The sequence below is a fragment of the Leptolyngbya sp. BL0902 genome (assembly GCF_016403105.1).
GTDB lineage: Bacteria > Cyanobacteriota > Cyanobacteriia > Phormidesmidales > Phormidesmidaceae > Nodosilinea.
In genome coordinates, this window is sequence record NZ_CP046155.1 from 2,673,944 (window position 1) to 2,694,127 (window position 20,184).

14 protein-coding genes and 3 riboswitches are annotated in these 20,184 nt (G+C 58.3%); of the genes, 8 read left to right on the plus strand and 6 right to left on the minus strand.

The features are described 5' to 3' along the window. Nucleotides 1–128: 128 nt before the first annotated feature. The 4 genes from gltB to thiS form a co-directional block, all read right to left on the minus strand. On the minus strand, nucleotides 129–4,730 hold the full coding sequence (gene gltB, locus GFS31_RS11775) for a glutamate synthase large subunit (protein ID WP_198805012.1): 4,602 nt from the start codon (nucleotides 4,728–4,730) through the stop codon (nucleotides 129–131). Nucleotides 4,731–5,079: 349 nt separating this feature from the next. Continuing rightward, on the minus strand, nucleotides 5,080–6,246 hold the full coding sequence (locus GFS31_RS11780) for a hypothetical protein (RefSeq protein ID WP_198805013.1): 1,167 nt from the start codon (nucleotides 6,244–6,246) through the stop codon (nucleotides 5,080–5,082). A 225-nt stretch (nucleotides 6,247–6,471) separates the two neighbouring features. Next, nucleotides 6,472–7,356, minus strand: a complete 885-nt coding sequence (locus tag GFS31_RS11785; RefSeq protein ID WP_225907395.1) for a tetratricopeptide repeat protein — start codon at nucleotides 7,354–7,356, stop codon at nucleotides 6,472–6,474. A 109-nt stretch (nucleotides 7,357–7,465) separates the two neighbouring features. Next, nucleotides 7,466–7,690 carry a sulfur carrier protein ThiS gene (gene thiS, locus GFS31_RS11790; RefSeq protein WP_198805014.1) on the minus strand — a complete coding sequence of 75 codons (225 nt, stop codon included), beginning with the start codon at nucleotides 7,688–7,690 and terminating at the stop codon, nucleotides 7,466–7,468. Nucleotides 7,691–7,993: 303 nt separating this feature from the next. Between thiS and rpmB the strand changes: the two genes are divergently transcribed. The 3 genes from rpmB to GFS31_RS11805 all read left to right on the plus strand — a co-directional run bounded on the left by rpmB (nucleotide 7,994) and on the right by GFS31_RS11805 (nucleotide 10,930). Continuing rightward, nucleotides 7,994–8,230 (plus strand): 50S ribosomal protein L28, encoded by a 237-nt coding sequence (gene rpmB, locus GFS31_RS11795; protein WP_198805015.1) that lies wholly within the window; start codon nucleotides 7,994–7,996, stop codon nucleotides 8,228–8,230. 614 nt (nucleotides 8,231–8,844) lie between these two features. After that, a complete protein-coding gene (locus GFS31_RS11800; RefSeq protein WP_225907396.1) occupies nucleotides 8,845–10,104 on the plus strand; it encodes an S-layer homology domain-containing protein in 1,260 nt (419 codons plus the stop codon). Nucleotides 10,105–10,329: 225 nt separating this feature from the next. Then, a riboswitch (Glutamine riboswitch) is annotated at nucleotides 10,330–10,424 on the plus strand. A gap of 35 nt (nucleotides 10,425–10,459) precedes the next feature. After that, complete coding sequence (locus GFS31_RS11805; protein ID WP_198805016.1) at nucleotides 10,460–10,930, plus strand: DUF4278 domain-containing protein; 471 nt, start codon at nucleotides 10,460–10,462, stop codon at nucleotides 10,928–10,930. A gap of 201 nt (nucleotides 10,931–11,131) precedes the next feature. Here GFS31_RS11805 and GFS31_RS11810 read toward each other — a convergent pair whose 3' ends face one another. After that, the gene (locus GFS31_RS11810) at nucleotides 11,132–11,371 is read right to left on the minus strand and encodes a hypothetical protein (RefSeq protein ID WP_198805017.1); all 240 of its coding nucleotides are present in this window, start codon (nucleotides 11,369–11,371) and stop codon (nucleotides 11,132–11,134) included. A 287-nt stretch (nucleotides 11,372–11,658) separates the two neighbouring features. On the opposite strand from GFS31_RS11810, the gene GFS31_RS11815 reads away from it, so the two are divergent. The 4 genes from GFS31_RS11815 to GFS31_RS11830 all read left to right on the plus strand — a co-directional run bounded on the left by GFS31_RS11815 (nucleotide 11,659) and on the right by GFS31_RS11830 (nucleotide 16,463). Beyond that, nucleotides 11,659–12,372, plus strand: coding sequence for a hypothetical protein (locus GFS31_RS11815; protein ID WP_198805018.1), 714 nt, complete (start codon nucleotides 11,659–11,661; stop codon nucleotides 12,370–12,372). Between the two features lie 3 nt (nucleotides 12,373–12,375). Further along, entirely contained in the window at nucleotides 12,376–13,251 is an 876-nt protein-coding gene (locus GFS31_RS11820; RefSeq protein WP_198805019.1) for a sulfurtransferase, read from the plus strand. 263 nt (nucleotides 13,252–13,514) lie between these two features. Further along, on the plus strand, nucleotides 13,515–14,486 hold the full coding sequence (gene mdh, locus GFS31_RS11825; protein ID WP_198805020.1) for a malate dehydrogenase: 972 nt from the start codon (nucleotides 13,515–13,517) through the stop codon (nucleotides 14,484–14,486). Nucleotides 14,487–15,116: 630 nt separating this feature from the next. Further along, nucleotides 15,117–16,463: a cytosine deaminase gene (locus GFS31_RS11830; RefSeq protein WP_198805021.1), complete on the plus strand. Its 1,347-nt coding sequence runs from the start codon at nucleotides 15,117–15,119 to the stop codon at nucleotides 16,461–16,463. Nucleotides 16,464–16,576: 113 nt separating this feature from the next. On the opposite strand, the gene GFS31_RS11835 is transcribed toward GFS31_RS11830, so the two are convergent. Next, entirely contained in the window at nucleotides 16,577–18,094 is a 1,518-nt protein-coding gene (locus tag GFS31_RS11835; RefSeq protein ID WP_198805022.1) for a sodium:solute symporter family protein, read from the minus strand. A gap of 155 nt (nucleotides 18,095–18,249) precedes the next feature. Then, nucleotides 18,250–18,391, minus strand: a riboswitch (guanidine-I (ykkC/yxkD leader). 244 nt (nucleotides 18,392–18,635) lie between these two features. Further along, a riboswitch (guanidine-I (ykkC/yxkD leader) is annotated at nucleotides 18,636–18,833 on the plus strand. A gap of 78 nt (nucleotides 18,834–18,911) precedes the next feature. Between GFS31_RS11835 and GFS31_RS11840 the strand changes: the two genes are divergently transcribed. Beyond that, on the plus strand, nucleotides 18,912–20,105 hold the full coding sequence (locus GFS31_RS11840; protein ID WP_198805023.1) for an agmatinase family protein: 1,194 nt from the start codon (nucleotides 18,912–18,914) through the stop codon (nucleotides 20,103–20,105). Nucleotides 20,106–20,184: the final 79 nt, after the last annotated feature.

Consider the following 20,184-nt stretch of genomic DNA (forward strand, 5'->3'; position numbering starts at 1 on the left):
TAGCAACATAAGTATTTCTAAAATCTTAGAGGGAATCCGCAAGTTTGTTCAAACCCTGCCCTGCCTTAAAAACTGAGCCAAGAGCCACCCCTTGACGGCCATCGCCTAACACAGTATCTACGGGTGATCTAGCTGCCGCCAATGCGGGCCACATCGCGGGCATTTTCTTCAAACGCTGCCGTCAGGGCATCGTCCCCCGTGAGGCCATCGGCGAGGGCTTTTTGGATGTGTTGCAGCACCCGTTTGTAGTCGCGGGGCATCACCTTGACGAACTTGGGCAACAGGTCGTCCCAGTTGTCGAGAATGCGCTGACCCAGTTTGCTGTTGGTGTAGCCCACATGGCGCTGGATCAGTTCCTGAAGGTCGCGGATTTCTTCGGGATCTTCGAGGGTTTCCAGGTCTACCATTTCGCGGTTGCAGCGGGTGGGGAAGTCGCCCGATTCATCCAGCACGTAGGCGATGCCGCCGCTCATGCCTGCCGCGAAGTTGCGCCCGGTGCGGCCTAGGACGATGGCTTTGCCCCCGGTCATGTATTCGCAGGCGTGGTCGCCTACCCCTTCCACCACAGCCGTTACGCCGGAATTTCGGACACAGAACCGCTCCCCGGCCAGCCCCCGGATGAAGGCTTCGCCGCTGGTGGCCCCATAGAAGGCGACGTTTCCGGTGATGATATTTTCGGCGGGGACGAAGGTAGACTGCTTCGGCGGGTAGAGGAGGATTTTGCCACCGCTGAGGCCCTTACCCAGGTAGTCGTTGGCCTCGCCCTCCAGTTCGAGGGTAACGCCCTTGGGTACGAAGGCCCCGAAGCTTTGGCCCGCACTGCCCTGGAAGTGGAGGTGAACGGTGTCCTCCGGTAGTCCCTCCCAGTGGCGTTTGGTGATCTCGTTGCCGAGGATGGTACCCACCACGCGGTGGGTATTTTGGATCGGCAGGGTGGCGCTGACCTTCTCGCCCCGTTCAATGGCGGGGGCACAGAGATCCAGCAGTTGGGTCATGTCGAGGGAAGTCTCTAGGCCGTGATCCTGGGCCATTTGGCAATAGCGACCGACTTCAGGGCTAACTTCCGGCTGGTGGAGGATGGGGGAGAGATCTAGCCCTTTGGCTTTCCAGTGGTCGATGGCGGCTTTGGGTTCTAGCACATCGGTGCGGCCCACCATTTCGTCGATGGTGCGGAAGCCGAGGGAGGCCATGATTTCCCGCATTTCCTGGGCGATGAACCGCATGAAGTTGACCACATGGTCGGGGTCGCCCATGAAGTGTTTGCGGAGGGCGGGATCCTGCGTCGCCACGCCCACGGGGCAGGTGTTGAGGTGGCAGACGCGCATCATGATGCAGCCGAGGGAGACTAGGGGGGCGGTGGAGAAGCCAAATTCTTCGGCCCCCAGCAGGGCACCGATCACCACGTCGCGTCCGGTCTTCATTTGGCCATCGGTTTCCACCACCACGCGGCTGCGGAGGTTGTTCAGCACCAGGGTTTGGTGGGTTTCGGCGAGGCCCAGTTCCCAGGGCAATCCGGCGTGTTTGATGGAGGTTTGGGGCGAGGCTCCGGTGCCGCCGTCGAATCCGGCGATCAGGATCACATCGGCGTGGGCCTTGGCCACCCCAGCGGCGATGGTGCCCACCCCGACTTCCGACACCAGCTTGACGTTGACGCGGGCTTCGCGGTTGGCGTTTTTGAGGTCGTGGATCAGTTCCGCCAGGTCTTCGATGGAATAGATATCGTGGTGGGGCGGCGGCGAAATCAGGCCCACACCGGGGGTGGAGTGGCGCACCTTGGCCACCCAGGGGTAGACCTTGCGACCGGGCAGTTGACCCCCTTCACCGGGTTTTGCGCCCTGGGCCATCTTGATTTGAATTTCCTTGGCCTGGGAGAGGTAGAGGCTCGTCACCCCAAACCGTCCCGACGCGACCTGCTTGATGGCGCTGTTTTTCGAGTCGCCCTGGTCGTTCGTCCAGGTGTAGCGTTCCGGGTCTTCGCCGCCCTCGCCCGTGTTGGATTTGCCGCCGATGCGGTTCATGGCAATGGCCAGGGCTTCGTGGGTTTCCTTGGAGATTGACCCGTAGCTCATGGCCCCGGTCTTGAAGCGGCGGGTGATCGCCTCAATGGGTTCCACCTCGTCAATGGAAATTGGCTCCCGCTGTTTGAACTGAAGCAAATCCCGCAGGCGGAAAAGCTGCTTGTCCTGCTGATTCACCAGCTTGGCGTACTGTTTGTAGGCTTCGTAATCCCCGGTGCGTACCGCCCGTTGCAGGGTGTGGATCACCTCCGGGCTGAGCAGGTGAGCCTCGCCCTCCTTGCGCCACTGGTAATCGCCGCCCACATCCAGGGTGACGGTTTCGCTGGGCCGATCCGGGAAGGCATGGCGGTGGCGCTTGAGGGCTTCTTCCGCCAGCACCTCCAGCCCCACGCCCTGAATGCGAGAGGCCGTCCAGGTGAAGTATTGGTCAATCACGCTTTGGTTCAGGCCCAGGGCTTCAAAAATCTGGGCACCGCGATAGCTCTGGATGGTGGAAATGCCAATCTTGGAGGCAATTTTGATCACGCCCTTGGTGACGGCCTTGATGAAGTTCTGACAGGCTTTGTCGAAATCCATCGGCGGCAAAAGCTGGTCGTCCATCATGCCCTGGATGGTATCGAACACCAGGTAGGGGTTGATCGCGCCGCAGCCGTAGCCGATTAGGGTGGCGAAATGGTGGACTTCGCGGGGTTCGCCGGATTCCAGCACCAGACCCACACGGGTACGGCTGCCATTGCGAATCAGGTGGTGGTGCAATCCAGCCACCGCCAGCAGGGCAGGGATGGGGGCATGGTCGGCGTCGATATCCCGGTCGGACAGGATGATCAGGCTCTTGCCTTCCGCGATAGCCGCATCCGCCGCCGCACAAATGGTATCCAGAGCCGCTTTCAGCCCCGCTTCGCCCTCAGATGCTTTGAACACCATCGGCAGCGTCACCGAGGGGAAACCGCTGTCCCCAGCCTTCTTCAGCTTGGCCAGTTCGGCATTGGTGATGATGGGCGTGTTGAGGCTAATCAGCCGACAGCTTTCGGGCTCTGGCTTCAGCAGGTTGCGCTCGCTGCCAATGGTGGTTTGGGCCGAGGTGATAATCGCCTCGCGGATGGAGTCGATGGGCGGGTTCGTCACCTGGGCAAAGAGCTGGTGGAAATAGTCGTACAGCAGGCGGGGCTTGTTCGACAATACGGGCAACGGCGTATCCGTCCCCATCGCACCCACGGCTTCCACGCCGTTTTCCGCCATCGGTTTCAGCAACAGCCGCAGTTCCTCAAAGCTATAGCCAAAGGCCGTTTGCAGAATCGGTAGGGGTGGGCGACTCTCCGCATCTCCCTGTCCCCGCATCTCCGCGTCCTCCGGCAGATCAGCCAGCTTCACCAAATGCTGATCCAGCCATTCCCGGTAGGGTTGCTCGGTGGCGATCTGCTGCTTGATTTCCTCGTCGGCCACAATGCGGCCCTCGTCCATATTCACCAGGAACATCCGCCCCGGCTCTAGGCGACCCTTGTAGGCCACATTCTCCGGCGCGATGGGCAGCACCCCGGCTTCTGAAGCCATGATCACCAGGTCGTCCTTCGTCACCGTGTAGCGGGAGGGACGCAGACCGTTACGATCTAGCACCGCGCCCATCATGGTGCCGTCGGTGAAGGCGATGGCAGCGGGGCCATCCCAGGGTTCCATCAGGCAGGCATGGTACTCGTAGAACGCCTTTTTCTCAGCACTCATGGACTCGTGGGCCGTCCAGGGTTCCGGCACCATCATCATCATGGCGTGGGGCAAGGATCGGCCCGAAAGCGCCATTAGCTCTAGGGTGTTGTCAAAAATGCCGGAGTCGCTGCCGTCCTTATTAATCACGGGCTGGGTGCGCCGCAGGTCGTCGCCAAACAGGTCGGTATCAAACATCGACTGACGGGCATACATCCAGTTGATGTTGCCGCGCAGGGTGTTGATTTCGCCGTTGTGGGCGATGTAGCGGTAGGGGTGGGAGCGCTCCCAACTGGGGAAGGTGTTGGTGCTAAAGCGGGAATGCACCAGGGCCAGGGCGCTTTCCATGTCCGGGTCGGCCAAATCCGGGAAATACAGCCCCACCTGCTCTGGGGTCAGCATCCCTTTGTAAACCAACGTGCGGCAGGACAGGCTGGTGGCATACCAGTAGGGATCGATGCCCGTGGGCCGCAGGGCGGAGTGGGAACGCTTGCGAATCACGTACAGCTTGCGCTCGAAGGCCAACTCATCGGCCACATCGCCAGAGCGCTCAATGAACACCTGCTCCATAAAGGGTTCGCTGGCCTTCGCAGTTTCGCCCAGGGAGGCATTGTCCGTGGGCACATCCCGCCAGCCCAGCACCCGCAGCCCCTCTTCTGCCACAATGCGCTCAAACAGCCGCCGACCCTTGGCCCGATCCGCTGGGTCAGGCGTGGCAAAAAACAGACCCACGCCGTAGTGCCCCGGTTCGGGCAGGGTAATGCCTTCCGCCGCCGCCACCTTGGCCATAAACTTATGGGGCATTTGCAGCAAAATCCCGGCCCCGTCACCCGTGTTGGCCTCGGCCCCCACCGCCCCTCGGTGGGACAGGTTCACCAAAATGGTTAGCCCCTGCTGCACAATACTGTGGGACTGCGCCCCCTTCATGTGGACGATAAAGCCCACACCACAGGCATCATGCTCGTATTGGGGATGGTACAGACCTTGGGCTTGGGGCGGTTGAATTCGGCTCATACGGGTCGGTGCGGAATAACGACGGCGGGAAAACGCTAGGACAGGGGAACCTTTCCCAGGTTTAATCCACCCGTATTCTCTGGGCAGATGATTGATTTGCCCCCATCTCTTAAGAAAATGATCAGTATCAATCTTGAGATTCTTTGCAGAATGTCACAGGATCAGCACAAAGATTCACTCCGAAGGAATTTCTGTTAGACCCAATACTTTTCATTGTTATCCGATGATTCTCTATGGCGGTTCTCTCTCCAGCGAGGTACACCTCATCTATCAGAAGACTTCTGAGAACAAGGGGCTTAAGCCCCTTGCCCATACCGTACTAGTCTGAGAACCGCTGTAGGTGGAACGACTAACGAAGCTGAGTATTCACTAATTCCAGAATCTCAAAGTTCAAGGTGTCGAGATCGCGAATCAGACTATCCACTTCCCACTGCATTTCTTGGGCTAGATTATCCTCATTTTCAACCCGATAATCACCACACCAAGGGATGTATTGAAAAAGAGCAATCTCTACAGATGACAGCAGTTCTATCATGGCCAGTAAAAAGGCGCGTCGGGTGACAAAAGCCTCCTCGTCTAGGTCGATGTTGAGAGTGGTTGACTGGGCTATATACAGCGCAGATGGGGATGATGGCAGGGCGACGGGTGTGACGGTCTGTTGGGGTATTTCTGTTAGCGAAAGGCTGGCATGGGTTTTGGTGGCCTCCAGCGTCGCTAGGGATCGCCGCACCTCCCGCAGCATGGTTAATAGCTCTTGAATTAGCCGATCTGATTCTGCTAAAAAACGCTCATGGCGCTCTAATCCCCCGGTGGGATCTTGCCAGGTCTGATGGAGGATTTCGATATAGCCTAGGAATTCAGATCGAGACAGGGGCGCATCATCCTGGGTTGGATCGAGGTAATCGTCCAGATTCAGGCTGAGAAAATGACTGAACAACGGCCTGTAGGTTTCGTAGAGGTGGGGGTCTTCTCCAGAACGAATTAGCTCTAGAATGGCTTCGGCTTCTGTGTAGTCCTCTGCACCGATGGCATCGGTCAGCCAATCGCTGGATTTAGCGCCTGAATCAACTGAACTTTGGGCGAATCCAGGCGTTAACCCTTTGGTTTGGAAGGGGGCCATTTGGCGATAGGCATCTTCAATTTGGCGGGGTACTCGGCCCCGCAAATACCGCATATCGCTACCCAGGGCGTCACAGGCGATTTGAATGCTGTCAGATCTCAGGGCGCGTTGATCATTGAGATCCCTCCACATCCTGGCCGTGATGCGGTTGTATTCGCCCACCCGTAACGGCTGTTGAAGGTCGCCATCAAGCAGATCGGCCCAGGGGAAGGGGCTGAAAAGATCATCCGGTGACGGTTGCTGAGAATTGGCCTCCAACGCCTCTTCCTCAGGGGCGGCGGGGCTATTGGCTACAACGCCTAGATTAGGAGACTGCCCCGTCAGGTTGGCTAGGGCACTCCCCTGGGACAACAGCCACAGGGCCAATCCACCGCCCGCCATGTAAGTCCAGTTCATGTCCTCTCCTCTCCAACAGATCGTTGTCCGCCTAGCTTGCCGTTAGGCTTTAGAGAGTTGTCTTCACCGGAGGCGAAAAGGTTTCAGGTTTGTTGACACTTTGTAATGTGCCTGCCACAAGGTGCCCCTCAGCAGGTACCCACTGCAAAGGGATTGCCGCTCTATGGGTGGCCTGATCTTGTCGGCGCTTGTGGCGCGGTATCTAGGGCCAGTGGCTTTGATGCCCTACAGTTCAGCGATTAAGCTGCGAACGGGAGGAGCGCTGAAAAACTGCTGGGTGGTGTTCATCAGCCGATTGCCCCATAGATTTTGTCGCAGGAAGGCTTCATCGGCGTAGCGGCTATCCTGTTCGAGGGCGGTCATGCCCATGGAGAGCGCACTTTGGCAAAGACTACTGCCCGCATTGGCCACGGCGCGACAGTTGCCCTGGGCATAGCGGACGACAGCGATGGCAAGTTTGGGTTCGGGCTCTTCTCCGCCTGCCATGGCAAGGGCTTCCTCCCACTTGGCGACGGCTTGGTTGGCATCGCCCTGTTCGTAGAGCACCAGCCCAATATTGTTGACCGAGGGCCAAAAGTCCTCCTGGGCCTGCACGGAAGCGGTAAAGCGGGCAATGGCTTGGTCGTACTGCTGGAGCAGCAGGTAGGCATTGCCGAGGTCAAAGAGGGCGTTGGCGTTGTTGGGTTCGCGGCGCAGCCCTCGTTCTAGGAAGGTGACGGCCTGACGATAGTCTTGCTGCTGCAAATGGGCCGACCCCAGGGCAAACAAGATTCGGGGCTCTTCGGGTGAGAGGGTGTTGGCCTGGGTAAGCAGGGCAAGGGCCTGCTCCGGCTCGCCCGCCTGAAGGTATAGTCCACCCAAGAGCGCTAGCACCTGGGCATCATTGGGAGCGAGTTGGGCCGCCAGTTGGGCGAGGGTGAGGGCGCGGTTAAACTGCCGATATTCCGCTAGTTGCTGGGCTTCGCTAGCCAGATAGCGCCCCTGTTCGTTCATCAACTCATAGTCTAGGGGCAGAATATAGGGGGTAAGGGCCTGGGCTTGGACGGGCTGGGGAGCCGTAGCAAAGCCGCCTAGGGCAAGGGCAGCTAGAAGAAAAATCCGTTTTAGCACAGCAGTTTTAACGCAGCGGTTGGAGTGGACAAGGCAAATCTACCGATTAGGGTAGCCGATCTCAGGGAAAACGGGGGCTAGCCACGGCCACCTGATCGACTGTCCCCCTCTAGCCACCCCCCACAATGGTGACGATTTCTAGACGGTCGTGGGGGCGAATTTGGGTGGTTTCCCAGAGCTGGCGGTGCAAAATTTCACCGTTGTATTCCACAGCTACCAGCCGAGGATTGAGCCCTAGGGAGACCAAAAATGCAGGTAGAGAGGTGTGGGGAGAGCAGGCTTTGGTTTCGCCATTCACCTGCACAGCAAAACTATCAACAGTCGGGTCAAGCATAGATAAAGCTAGAGGAATACAGCTAGAAGAGTCATGGCAATGGGATGGCGCTAGGAACAGCATAGCCCGTGGCTTGTCTCTGTGATACGCCATCATCCGCTCTATCCACAGCTTTCCATTGATTAACACCTGTCACTAGATCGAGACCAGGAGGGAACGCCTCCCCCACGGGGCTAGGTGGCCCAATTGGGGGAGCAGGGGTTTGCCCTGTTCAGGGCTCAGCAAGGGTTCGATTTTTCTGTTAAGCCTGCTATGATTAGAGACTGTGTCATTGTGCCGTTTGAACGTTGCCGGAGAATACCCATGGGCCGTAAGTGTCAGCTAACTGGAAAAAAGGCCAACAACGCCTTTGCCATTTCCCACTCCCACCGTCGTACTAAGCGCCTGCAAGAGGCCAACCTGCAAGAGAAGCGGGTGTGGTGGCCCCAGGGCAACCGCTGGGTGAAGCTGCGTCTTTCTACCAAAGCCATCAAGACTCTGGAAACCAAAGGCATTGACGCCATGGCCAAGGCCGCAGGCTTGAACCTAAACAAGTTCTAACGCCCCGCTTTTTGCTTTTGACCTGGGGTGCAGTCAACCGACCGACTCCACAGCCACCTTAATCTTAGATGACGTCTCATCGCCCTGGCTCCCATCGTGGTAGAGTCAGGGTTTTTCGGGTTTGTCCTTGAATAGTTGCTAGCCGGGGGCAGCAAAGCTATGGCAGCAACGAAGGTTTGCGGGACGGCACTGGAACCGCGTCCACCTGAGCTTGGGATACGCCAAACGTTGCCTCGGCCCACAGGGTAGGGCGGATGTCTTATCTGCCACGGAGGTGGCCCAGGCGGCTATTCTGCCCTGGGGGTTGAGGCTATCGGGGCTAGGCCAACCAGGAGAACCGCATGGGGAAAGCTAGGGGTAGACCCCGGTTGTTGATCCTGCAATTCAGAATAAAACCTGTATAAAACCTGTTGAAATTCTTCCGAGGCCACGGGAACAAGTCACCCTAGAGCAGAGGTCTACAGGAGGAGCGGCGCACTACCTCCAGACCTTCAGGGCAATGGTTGCTGGCCTTTAGCCAAGGTCAAACGTTAGCTCTGAAACTCTAGCCTTCGCGACTTGATCGGGCGATTCAACGAAATTTCCCGACCAAATTTTATTTTTTGTGTCAATTTATGGAGCAACGATTAGCCATGTTCTCAACCCTCACCCAAGCAGCCCAGCCCTTCACGCTAGGAGCCCTCGCTGGGGTCGCCCTCCTAGGTTTTTCAACGCCTGCCCAAGCCCAAACAGCCACCTTTACCGATGTTGGCGATAACTACTGGGCGCGGCCTTTCATCGAAAACTTAGCGGCTCAGGGCATCATTGCCGGATTTCCCGATGGCACCTTCAAGCCCGATCAGGCCGTCACCCGTGCCCAGTTTGCAGCCATTGTTCGCAATGCCTTTGACCAACCCCTCAACCGTTCATCCCCCCGATTTAGCGACGTCCCAGCCAACTATTGGGGAGCCAATGCCATTGCCAATGCCTACGGTCAGGGGTTCATGTCTGGCTATCCCGGCAATGTTTTTCAGCCGGAGCAACAAATTCCTCGGGTTCAAGCCCTAGTGGCCCTAGCCAACGGCCTTACTTTCAGCCCCAATGGCTCGGTGAATGAGGTGCTAGGGGTCTTTCGGGATGCCAACCAAATCCCAGACTATGGCCGTAGCCCCGTGGCCGCTGCCACTGAACGCCGGATGGTGGTGAACTATCCCAACGTGGACAGCCTGCGCCCTGTGGCCACAGCTACCCGCGCCGATATTGCCGCCTTTGTGTACCAAGCCATGGTGGCCCAGGGCCGGATGCCTGCCATCCAAGCGGGGATGAGCGCCAATAACTATATTGTGGGCAACGGCACCAGCAATCCAGGGACTCCGGTGGTGGTATCGGGGGTGGTGCCACGGGGTACCCGGCTGGCGGTGCGCTATCCCGGCAATAACGACATTGATATTGTGGTTGCCCCCGGCCAAACCGTTGCCACCAGTTTCCAGACTACCCAGCCTGTCCTCAATGCCCAGGGACAGACCTTAATTCCCGCTGGCAGCACGGTGCAGGGTCAAATTGTCCCCGTCAACATTGTGGGAGCCCAGGTGACGGCAGCCAAGTTTGTGGCCGATAGCATCATGGTGAACAACCGCAACTATGCCCTCAGCGCTGAATCGAGTGCCGTTGCTGCGACGAACAATGTCAGCAACAACGACCTCCAGGGAGCTGTCATTACCAGTGCCGCCCAGTCCATCCTCACCTCCATCACTGGAAACAATACCCTGGGCTCGATTGTGGGCAGCATCCTCACGGGCACGTCCGGTACCACCACCTCCAACAACACGGTGGTGGTGATCCGCCCCAGCGCCCTGGATATCACCACCCAAGCGGATCTGAGGGTCAACAACTAACGCCATTCCGTCCTCCATGGAGATAGCTCTGGGCTGAGCGATGTCTCCGCCTTACAGGGGCAAGGCCCTGCCTCCCGCGAATGGATGAAGCCCCCCGTCCCCACTAGGCTGCAAGGCTGACCTAGTGGGGATTTTGGTGTTTTGACCCAAGGACGGGTCTATGTAGAATTGTCAAAAAAATAAATCCCAATAAAACCGTAGCCTATGATACAGACATAGACAGAAATCGTTCATCCCTTCTGCCTGATGGTCAACACGCTAGGTCGGCCAGGGGCAGCACCAGAGGGACGGAAGTAGGGACATTCCCGAAGGAACGCGCCTCTAAAAACGCCACTCGCTTCCAGGAGGCGACATCATGAAATTGACCTATCGCGGCGTCAGCTACGACTATACGCCCAACCCAATGCCCAAAATGGGCGACACCTTCGAGACTGGACTGTATCGTGGGGCTCCTGTAGCCTTTCGTTCTGTGGCCGATCTACCAGCCCAACCCGCCGCTGATCTGACTTGGCGGGGCGTCCCCTACCGTACGGGTGTAGCGGCCCCTGTGGCGGCTCCCGTGGCAGCTCCCGTGGCCGTTCCCGTGGCCGTTCCCGTGGCTATGCCTGCGACTGAACCCGGTGTGAGCGGTATTCCCGAACTCGCTCGGAATTTGTTTATTCGCCGCCACCAACGTAGCCGTAAGCGCGAACAGGGCATGATGGTGCGCCTCGCTGCCGAAGTGGGCCTGCCCATAGAAGAAGCCATGCGCTACGAAAGCCATATCCAAGGCAAAGTGCCCCACGATTTTGCCGCCTACGACCGCAGCAGCACAGCCATGAGCTAGTCTGGCCCTGGCCTTGGTCTGCCTTTCCATGGTTTACCTCTGATAAAAACCTCGCGCCCATCGCCTCTCTGGGATGGGCGTTTTCCATTAACCCTTTAGCCCTGGCCCATAGCCGATTGTGCCGCGCAGTTCGTTCTCCGACCTCATAGCCCTAGGAGACTGGGGTTGGGGGTGTAAAGGGCTTTGGGCCACCGCTGACCGTTAAGGCCGGATTTTGACGCGGCCATTTTGAATAGCATCAAACAGGCGGTTGATTTGGCAACGCTCCGACTCATCCACGGTGCCGTCTGCTAGCACCATGGATGAGAGGGTTTGGTACTGGGCCTGGGTGATGTACCGCGATTCCAGAACTTGGTTCACGAGAGCGGCGACGGGGCCATCGGCAGGAGCGGATGGGGAAGACGGGGAAGACGGGAAAGACGGGGAGGAGGAAGAGCGCATAGGACAGTACAGGGGAACGACGGGCTTACCCCTACAGTGCCCAATAGGGGGCTGCTTTGGTACAAAAGGATACAAGCTGTTGCAACATGATACCAACCTGCAACATAGCCATCTTCACTATGGTCTGTGCCCATGGTATTTGGGCCTGCGCTGGCCTGCCACAGTCTGCGCTAGCGTCAGAGAGTCGGCATAACGGGTGCAACATAACCGAAAAAATTCGCTACCCTAGACGGTCGTGGGGATAGTCCAGGACATTATCTAGGGCGTTTGGCAGGAGAGGTAGCCGGATGATAGGGCTCCAGCAATTCCAAGACCGTGGGGCAAAACCCTTCAGACTTACAGATCGGCCTCAACGGCGATGGATATCCCACTGGCGGCAACTCGCCCTGGGCCTAGGCAGCCTGGGCCTGTGTTGGGGTCTGGGCGGTGCGATGGCCATGGCGTGGGCGCAGGCTGAGGGCACCTGGGCCACGGCCTCTGCCAAACTGACTGTTCCGGCTACCCCAGTCCTAGCGCCGTCGGAGGCAACGCCCATGGCGACCCCCGCAACCCAAACGAAACAGGCCGCCAGTACCTCTCCCTCTGCTCCCCAAACCCCAGCTCAACGCTACACAACGGCAATGTTGATTGGCTATGCCGCCGCCGAGCAGGGAGACTATCACACAGCCCTCATCAATTTTCGGCGGGCTCTGGCGGTGCGTCCAGGGGATCGCTATGCCACCGCTGCCATTCGCAACATGGAAACCTACATTGCTCGTCAGCGGGCCGAAGCAGCTAAACGGGCCGAAATCGCTCGTCTAGAAGTCACCGTAGCCGAGGCCGTAGCCGCCAGCGACTGGGCCTGCGCGGCAGCTTCGGTGGAGCGATTGGTAGAACTGGTGCCCCCCAACTCCCCCGACCGCTCTAGGCTAATTGCCTACCGGGGCGAACTAGCGGGGATGATTGCCTCGCGGGCTAACCTAGAAAGCTGGTCTACGGTGTGCCCTGGGGGGCAGGTGTAGGCCATGGCCATTGCTGAAACTCCGGGGGCATCGGCGTCGTTTCCCAATGCCGTTAGTGTAGATTGGCTAGCCAACCATCTCAACGATCCCCAGGTGGTGATCATTGACTGCCGCTTTTCCCTTGCCGATCCGCACCTAGGTCAGCGCCAGTACGCCGCAGGCCACATCCCCGGTGCCCACTACCTCGACCTCAACCGCGATCTCTCCAGTCCGGTGCAGACCCACGGTGGCCGTCATCCCCTACCCGACTGGGACGTCTTTGGCCAACGCCTAGAACAACTGGGGGTGTGCTCCGCAGGCCCCCACGGCCCTACCCAGGTGGTGGTGTACGACGACTCACGCTTTGCCTTTGCCGCCCGTCTGTGGTGGATGCTGAAATACTTGAGTCATGGGACGGTCGCTGTACTGGATGGTGGCTGGGGGGCATGGCAGCGGAGTGGCTACGCCGTGAGTACCGCAGTCCCCGATCCCACAATGGGCCGATTTATTCCCCAGCCCCAGCCCCACTGGGTGGTCAATATTGACGATGTGCGCCGCCGCCAGGACAAGCCCGGTGTACTCCTCATTGATTCCCGCGAACCCGCCCGCTACCGAGGTGAAGTTGAGCCTATCGATCCCGTGGCGGGACATATCCCCGGATCCGAGAACCTGTTCTGGCAGACCGCCTCCACCGATGGGGGCATTCTCAAACCCGCTGCGGCCCAAGCCCAGCGCTGGGACAGTTTCCCTGAAGCTGAGGAAGTCATCCTCTACTGTGGATCGGGAGTAACCGCCTGCGTCAATCTGCTTTCCCAAGCCCTTGCCGGACAACCCCTCGCCAAGCTCTATGTGGGCGGCTGGAGCGACTGGTGTTCCTACAACCATCGATCCTGCCCATAGATCCCGTTGAGACAGCCTGTAAAAGCGACAGACGGCCCTTCAGCCCCCTGCGGCCAGCATCGTTAGGATGATACCGCTGGGCTGAGGCGGCACGTTGAGGAGGCTGTTCTCTCCAGGAAATTACTGACTACTTTTTGAGAAGGCAGTCTTAAACTAACTAGGGATCAAGGAAAAACTGACTTCGATTAAGAATATCAACAACAACGAGACAGTTTCCTAAAACGATAAAGACAATAGAACTATGGTCGCAATTGGAACTTCCCATGGCCTCTCCCCTCCCCTCCCTTGCCTACTGTAACGAAAGTCAAGTCACCATCGTAGGGGCTGGCAATGTGGGCAGCGCCCTAGCCCAGCGCATCGCCGAGCGCGACCTCGCCAACGTGGTGTTGTTCGATATTATTCCCGACCGCCCCCAAGGACTGGCCCTTGATCTCACCCAAGCCCGCAGCCATGGCCGTTACAGCCACCGCATCCTCGGCACCAACGACTATGCCGACACCGCCCAGTCTGACCTGCTGGTGATTACCGCTGGGCTAGCCCGCCGTCCCGGCATGAGCCGTGAAGACTTGATGGCCACCAACGGCAAGATTGTGGCGGAAACGGTGCGTCAGGCGCTGGTTCATTCTCCCCATGCCAGCATCATTGTTGTCACCAACCCCCTCGATGTGATGACCTACCTGGCCTGGAAGGTCAGCGAACTGCCGCCCCAGCGGGTGATGGGCATGGCGGGGATGCTCGATTCTGCTCGGTTCCAAACGTTTTTGGCCCTAGAACTGGGGGTGCCCGCAGGGGATGTGGCGGCGCTGGTGGTGGGTAGCCACGATGACCGCATGGTGCCCCTGCCTCGCTATTCCACCGTCAGCGGTATTCCCGTTACCGAACTGCTCCCCCCCGACCGCATTCAGGCCGCCATCGACCGCACCCGCCAGGGCGGAGCAGAAATTGTTGCCTTGCTCAAGCAGGGTGGAGCTTTCTATGGGCCTGCTGCCGCTGCCTGCGCCATGGTGGAATCAATTGTGCTAGGGCAGTCCCGCATCTTGCCCGCTGCGGCCTACCTAGACGGCCAGTATGGCTTAGCAGATTTGTACCTCGGTACTCCCTGCCAGTTGGGTAAGGGCGGCGTCGAGCGGGTGATTGAACTGGCCCTCACGCCAGCCGAGCAGGCCGAGCTGGGGCGATCAGCGGTGGCGGTGAAGGACAACTTAAACCTAGCTCTGGCTACTCTGATGTCCTAGGGCCACAGTGCTAGGGAGATGCTTGGGGGGTGGCGGTGCTGGGGTAAGACCTGGGGGCAGCAACCCGCCGAGATACCTCTATAGCCAACGGGGAATCACAAGATTGAGGAGGCATAGGGATTCGCTAACCTAGCGTCGGCAATCTAGCGTCGGCTCCATGGCTAGTGGACTCTTTGAAGCCAGGGCAGATAGGGGCGGAATGGAACAAAGAGGGGGCGTTGTTCTGGAATCAGTCGTGGTTGTTCAAGGGAGAATCAGGGCGCTTAGGCTAGCCCCATCGCTGGGAACAGGCTAGGCAAGCAGAATAACAAGGAGTAGGAATCCGAAAACAGAAGCGCCGGATTGCCAGAAAATGTGAAACGTTGTGTTGCTAACCATAGGTATTTACCTCAGTAACTAACGATAGAAGCACCCTATTCCATTAGCATTCCCAAAAGTGAAGCGGAAGTTATTGTGTCGTTATATTTAAAATAACTCAATGTTAAGGGCAGCAAAGTGACTCGCTACGGCTTTTGAAGTGATCCCATCGTGGCAAGGTGTTGATCGCAATCACAGGCTAAAGTGATCGCGATCACTTGCCATCCCCATCGTCTGCTAATGACCAACGAAAACCCTTGCCCTGGGCTGATCATGACCCCAACGCCTGATTTTGCCACCGTCACAGATCGCTACTGGCTGACCCATATCCGTATTCCCCTGGGGTGTCTAGATCCTTCGATCTCGTGGACACTGCCCATACCCGACCTGGCTGCGCCCCCTTGGCGGGAGGAGTTAGTGGCAGCCCATCTGGCCATTGAGAAGGGCATGATTGTCGATCTGATTCCGGCCCATCACTCTCCACCGATGGACGCCCCTACTTGGGATTTACGCCAGGGCCTCGTGTGGCCCTGCTTTGTGGACAGCCATACCCACCTCGACAAAACCCATATCTGGCCCCGGCAGGCGAATCCTGACGGCACGTTTGCCTCGGCCCTGGCGATGGTGCGCCAAGACTATACCCACTGGACAGCGGCGGACTTGCGGCCACGCATGGACTTTGCCCTGCGCTGTAGCTATGCCCACGGCACCCAAGCTCTCCGCACCCACCTAGACAGCCTTGGCCCCCAGGGGCCAACAAGCTGGGCGGTCTGGAATGATCTGCGCCAGCTTTGGTCAGATCGTCTTACCCTTCAGGCGGTAGCCCTTGTCGGCATTGAGGTCTACGGAACTCCGGAAGCGGCAGATTTGGCCGATCTGGTGGCTCACTATGGGGGCATTCTTGGGGGGGCTATCCACAATCAGCCGCGCATGCAAGAGTGGATTGAGGCCGCCTTCCGCCTTGCCCAAGACCGAGGCCTGAATCTCGACTTCCATGTCGATGAAAGCCTCGATCCAGCGGAGGATGGGCTGCGCTGGGTCGCTGAGGCCAAGCTCAAGTACGATTTCCAAGGCCAAGTGACCTGTGGTCATGCCTGTAGTCTCTCTGTGCAGACGGAGGAACAGGTACAGACCACCCTAGATCTGGTGAAGCAGGCCGACATCGCTGTCGTTAGCCTGCCCATGTGCAACGCCTATTTACAGGATCGCCAGACCGGACGAATGCCCCGCTACCGAGGTGTGACCCTGCTGCCAGAACTGGCTCAGGCAGGGATTCCTGTAGCCCTAGCCAGCGATAATTGCCGCGATCCCTTCTTCCCCTACGGCGACCACGACATGCTAGAGGTGTTTAGCCAGGGGGTTCGCTTGGGCCAGTTGGATGCTCCCTTTGGCCAGTGGCCCCAGGCCGTTACCACCACGCCAGCCCGACTGCTGGGTTTGCCCCAGGGCGGGCACCTTGGGGTGGGTCAATCAGCGGACTTGGTTCTCTTCCAAGCCCGCACCCTGAATGAGCTTTTGGCTCGGCCCCAAGGCGACCGCATCGTGCTGCGTCAGGGAGCCGTTATTGATGGCACTTTGCCCGACTATCGCGACCTGGATGGAGTGGTATCCCAGCGTTAGACCGGGCCTTGAACTCCGATGCCGCTGCTCCCATGGGCCTTGAACTCGGAAGCCGTCATTCGGCTGCTGGGCAGCGCAGTTTAGCCGCGCCGCCCTGACACTGCGCCCTTGACCTAGAGAGAGCGCACACTTTCGGCAAGCTCATGGCGGTGGAGTTCCGGGTCTTGAAGGGGGCGCACGGTTAGCCGAGACACGACCACAAAGGCCACCAGGCCCAACACCGGGCTGATCATCGTGGGAAATCCATCAAAGGCGGCGGTGAGTAGGCCGTTGGGGATGTAGAGCAGGGTGTTATCGACTCCGAACATGGTGGGCATGAGGACAAACATCACCAGCCGTGAGAGGGAACCCACCAGAATGCAGGCCGTTGCGCCTTGGTGGGTGGCCTGGGGCCAAAACAACCCGCCCAGCAGGGGTACCACCAGTCCGGCAAAGCTCATGTCGAAGGCCAACAGCAGCAGCACCCCGGTTTGGGGCACCCGCAACCCCAGGACAACGCCGACCAAGGTAATGACCACCGCCATGATGCGGGTAATCAGCAGCAGACGGTCGCCCCCGGCCCCCTGGGCGGAGGCATGGCGAATGCCCAGAACGTTGTGGGCCAGCACCGAAGACGTCCCCAGAATGGCACCGTCCGCCGTGGAGAGGGACGCCGCCAAAATGGCCGCCAGCACCATGAGCCCCAGCAGGCCAGGAACCGCATGTTGCAGCAGGGCAAATAGCACAGGCCCGTCGGGGGTGATGCCAATTTGCTCAAAAATGCTGCCAGCGGTGAGGGCAATGAGGGAGAACGGCAGCCCGATAATCAAGGTGCCTGCCGAGGCGATGAAGCAGGCACGCTGGGCCGTTTGGGGGCTATCTGCTGCAAAAATGCGGGCCATGAAATCAATGGCGACCATGTTGCCAAACCCCAGGGCAATGAGGCTGGCCCAGTTGATCGGTGCCCCAGCGTCAATGCGGGTGAGCTGTTCTAGGGCCAGTGGCCCCATGCCCTCAGGAATGGTGAGGCCGTAGTGTACCAGCACATAGACCAGCAGGGCGGCAGAACCCGCAAAGGCGATAAAAATTTGGATGAAGTCGGTATAGGCTACGGCAAACAGCCCACCCGACACCGTGTAGGTCAACACCAGTGCCGCCAGTAGGGTGATCCCGCCCGCGTAGCTGGTGCCCAAAAAGGTTTGAAACATGAAGCCCCCGGCCACCAAGTTGCCCGCCAGCAAAAAGGAGAAGCTCAGGGTCATAATGCAAGCCGCCATCAGTTCGACCCGCCGCCCGTACTTCACCCGGTAGAAGTCTGGGATGGTGATCAAGCCCATGCGGTTCATGGGTTTGGCCAGCACCAGCCCGGTGAGGAACAGGCAAAGCGCCAGCCCCACGGGCAGAGCCGCCCCCGCCCAAAAACCAAACTCTGAGGAGAGATCGGTATTGCCCAGGGTGGCGTTTGCATCGACGGATTGGGCCATCAGCGTGGCGGCGGCGAGGGGCAGCGCTAATCCTCGTCCGGCCACCAAAAAATTAACGCTGTCTCCCCGCACCTGTTTGGAAGCCCAAACGCCAATGCCGAGGGTACCCAGCAGAAACAGAATGATTCCCCAGAAAAATAAACCGTGCTGAGTAGCTTGCAATTCCATAGCGGTATGACCAATAACAACAGGCACAGACTGTGGATAAGGTGTGACGATCAGGCGTTGTGATCCCAAGGATTGGGAACAAAAGACCGATACAATTCGCGTTGATCCCTTACTAAAAATGCCCAGAAGGGGGCTGTAGCTTGGCAACAACCGCATTCTCCCGGGCTTTTATCCCTCCGTGTGTCCTGCGGCCCTGAAGACATCATTTAAGACGTCGCTCAAGGCACTGCAGGATCGCCTCTCTTGGACCAGACATTCACAGCCATAGGCAGAATCGGAACCCTAGAAACGTTTTAGACTCTGTTTATTTGATTATCTAAAATTGCAGTTAGTTGCAAACCAATACGTTTCCTTGACTATGCGAAATCAAGCCCATAAACGATGAAAAATAGGCACAATAACGATGTTTCTATGGGCCTGACTTACCTGTCTATCTTGGAGAAACCCGGACTTCAAAAAAGTATTCGCCGATACGATGAGCCCATTTTGTTCGTGGCTTGACCAAATCCCCCGATTCCCCTTAGTATCTAGGGGCAATTGAATCCAGCGCCTCTAGGGTTCCGATTGGCTCAAAGGCTTTCCCAACTAGGCTTAGCCCGATTCGGTCAGGCAAGTTGATAGCAGTTTGGTGCGAGTGTCTGGTCCAAGAGAGGCGGGTTAGGTAGGCGTGGTTAGTCCTGGCAATCCCTAGGCCAATCTTACCTATCTAACTACACGGCGGGACAAAAGCCCGGGAGACGCAGAAACGCTGACGCTTCAGTTGTCTGTGCTCCTGGGTTTTTTAGTTGCCGTTTCCCATTTCCTACGAGGTTCAGCCATGACGACTCCTTCCTCCGATTCCCCGCTGTTTCAAACCCCCGACGGCAGCACCGAGGCCCAGCGGGCCTTGCAAGCCGAAGCGCGGTTGCCGCTGACGGGCTGGCAGCAGGAGGTGAACCAGGGGCTAGAATACGGCCTAGAGGCAGCAGATAGCATTCGAGATCGCACCATTCCCACCTTTTCTCGCGGTGAACTGCCCCACTATGCGGGCATCAACACCTTTATGAAAGCGCCCTACCTAGAGGATGTGCGAAAGGTGGGCAATTATGATGTAGCGATTGTCGGCGTGCCCCACGATTCTGGTACCACCTATCGCCCCGGCACCCGCTTTGGCCCCCAGGGCATCCGCCGCATTTCCGCCCTGTATACGCCCTACAACTTTGAGCTGGGCGTTGACCTGCGCGAGCAAATCACCCTCTGCGACGTGGGCGATATTTTCACCATCCCCGCCAACAACGAAAAATCCTTCGACCAAATCTCCAAGGGCGTGGCCCATGTGTTTGCCTCCGGGGCGTTTCCCATCATCCTCGGCGGCGACCACTCCATCGGCTTTCCTACGGTGCGGGGCATCTGTCGGCACCTGGGCGACAAAAAAGTCGGCATCATCCACTTTGACCGCCATGTGGACACCCAAGAAACCGACCTGGACGAACGGATGCACACCTGCCCCTGGTTCCACGCCACCAACATGGCCAACGCCCCCGCCAAAAACCTGGTGCAGCTCGGCATCGGCGGCTGGCAGGTGCCGCGCCAGGGGGTGAAGGTCTGCCGCGAACGGGCCACCAACATCCTCACCGTCACCGACATCACCGAAATGGGCCTGGATGCCGCCGCCGATTTTGCCATCCAACGCGCCACCGACGGCACCGACTGCGTTTGGATTAGCTTCGACATTGACTGCATCGATGCGGGCTTTGTCCCCGGTACAGGCTGGCCAGAACCGGGCGGTTTGCTGCCCCGTGAAGCCCTCTATTTGCTGGGCAAAATTATCCAAAACGTGCCCATGTGCGGCATGGAAGTGGTGGAAGTCTCGCCCCCCTACGATATCAGCGACATGACCTCATTGATGGCCACCCGCGTGATTTGCGATGCCATGGCCCACCTAGTGATTTCCGGCCAGTTACCCCGTCGCGAAAAGCCATCTTACATTCACGAAGAAGCCAATATGAACGTGGACACACCTTGGGAGTAGGGATGTGTTGAATTTTGCATTTTGAACTTTGAATTTTAAGTGTTGAGTTCAATCTTTATCGAGCGAACTCAACACTCAA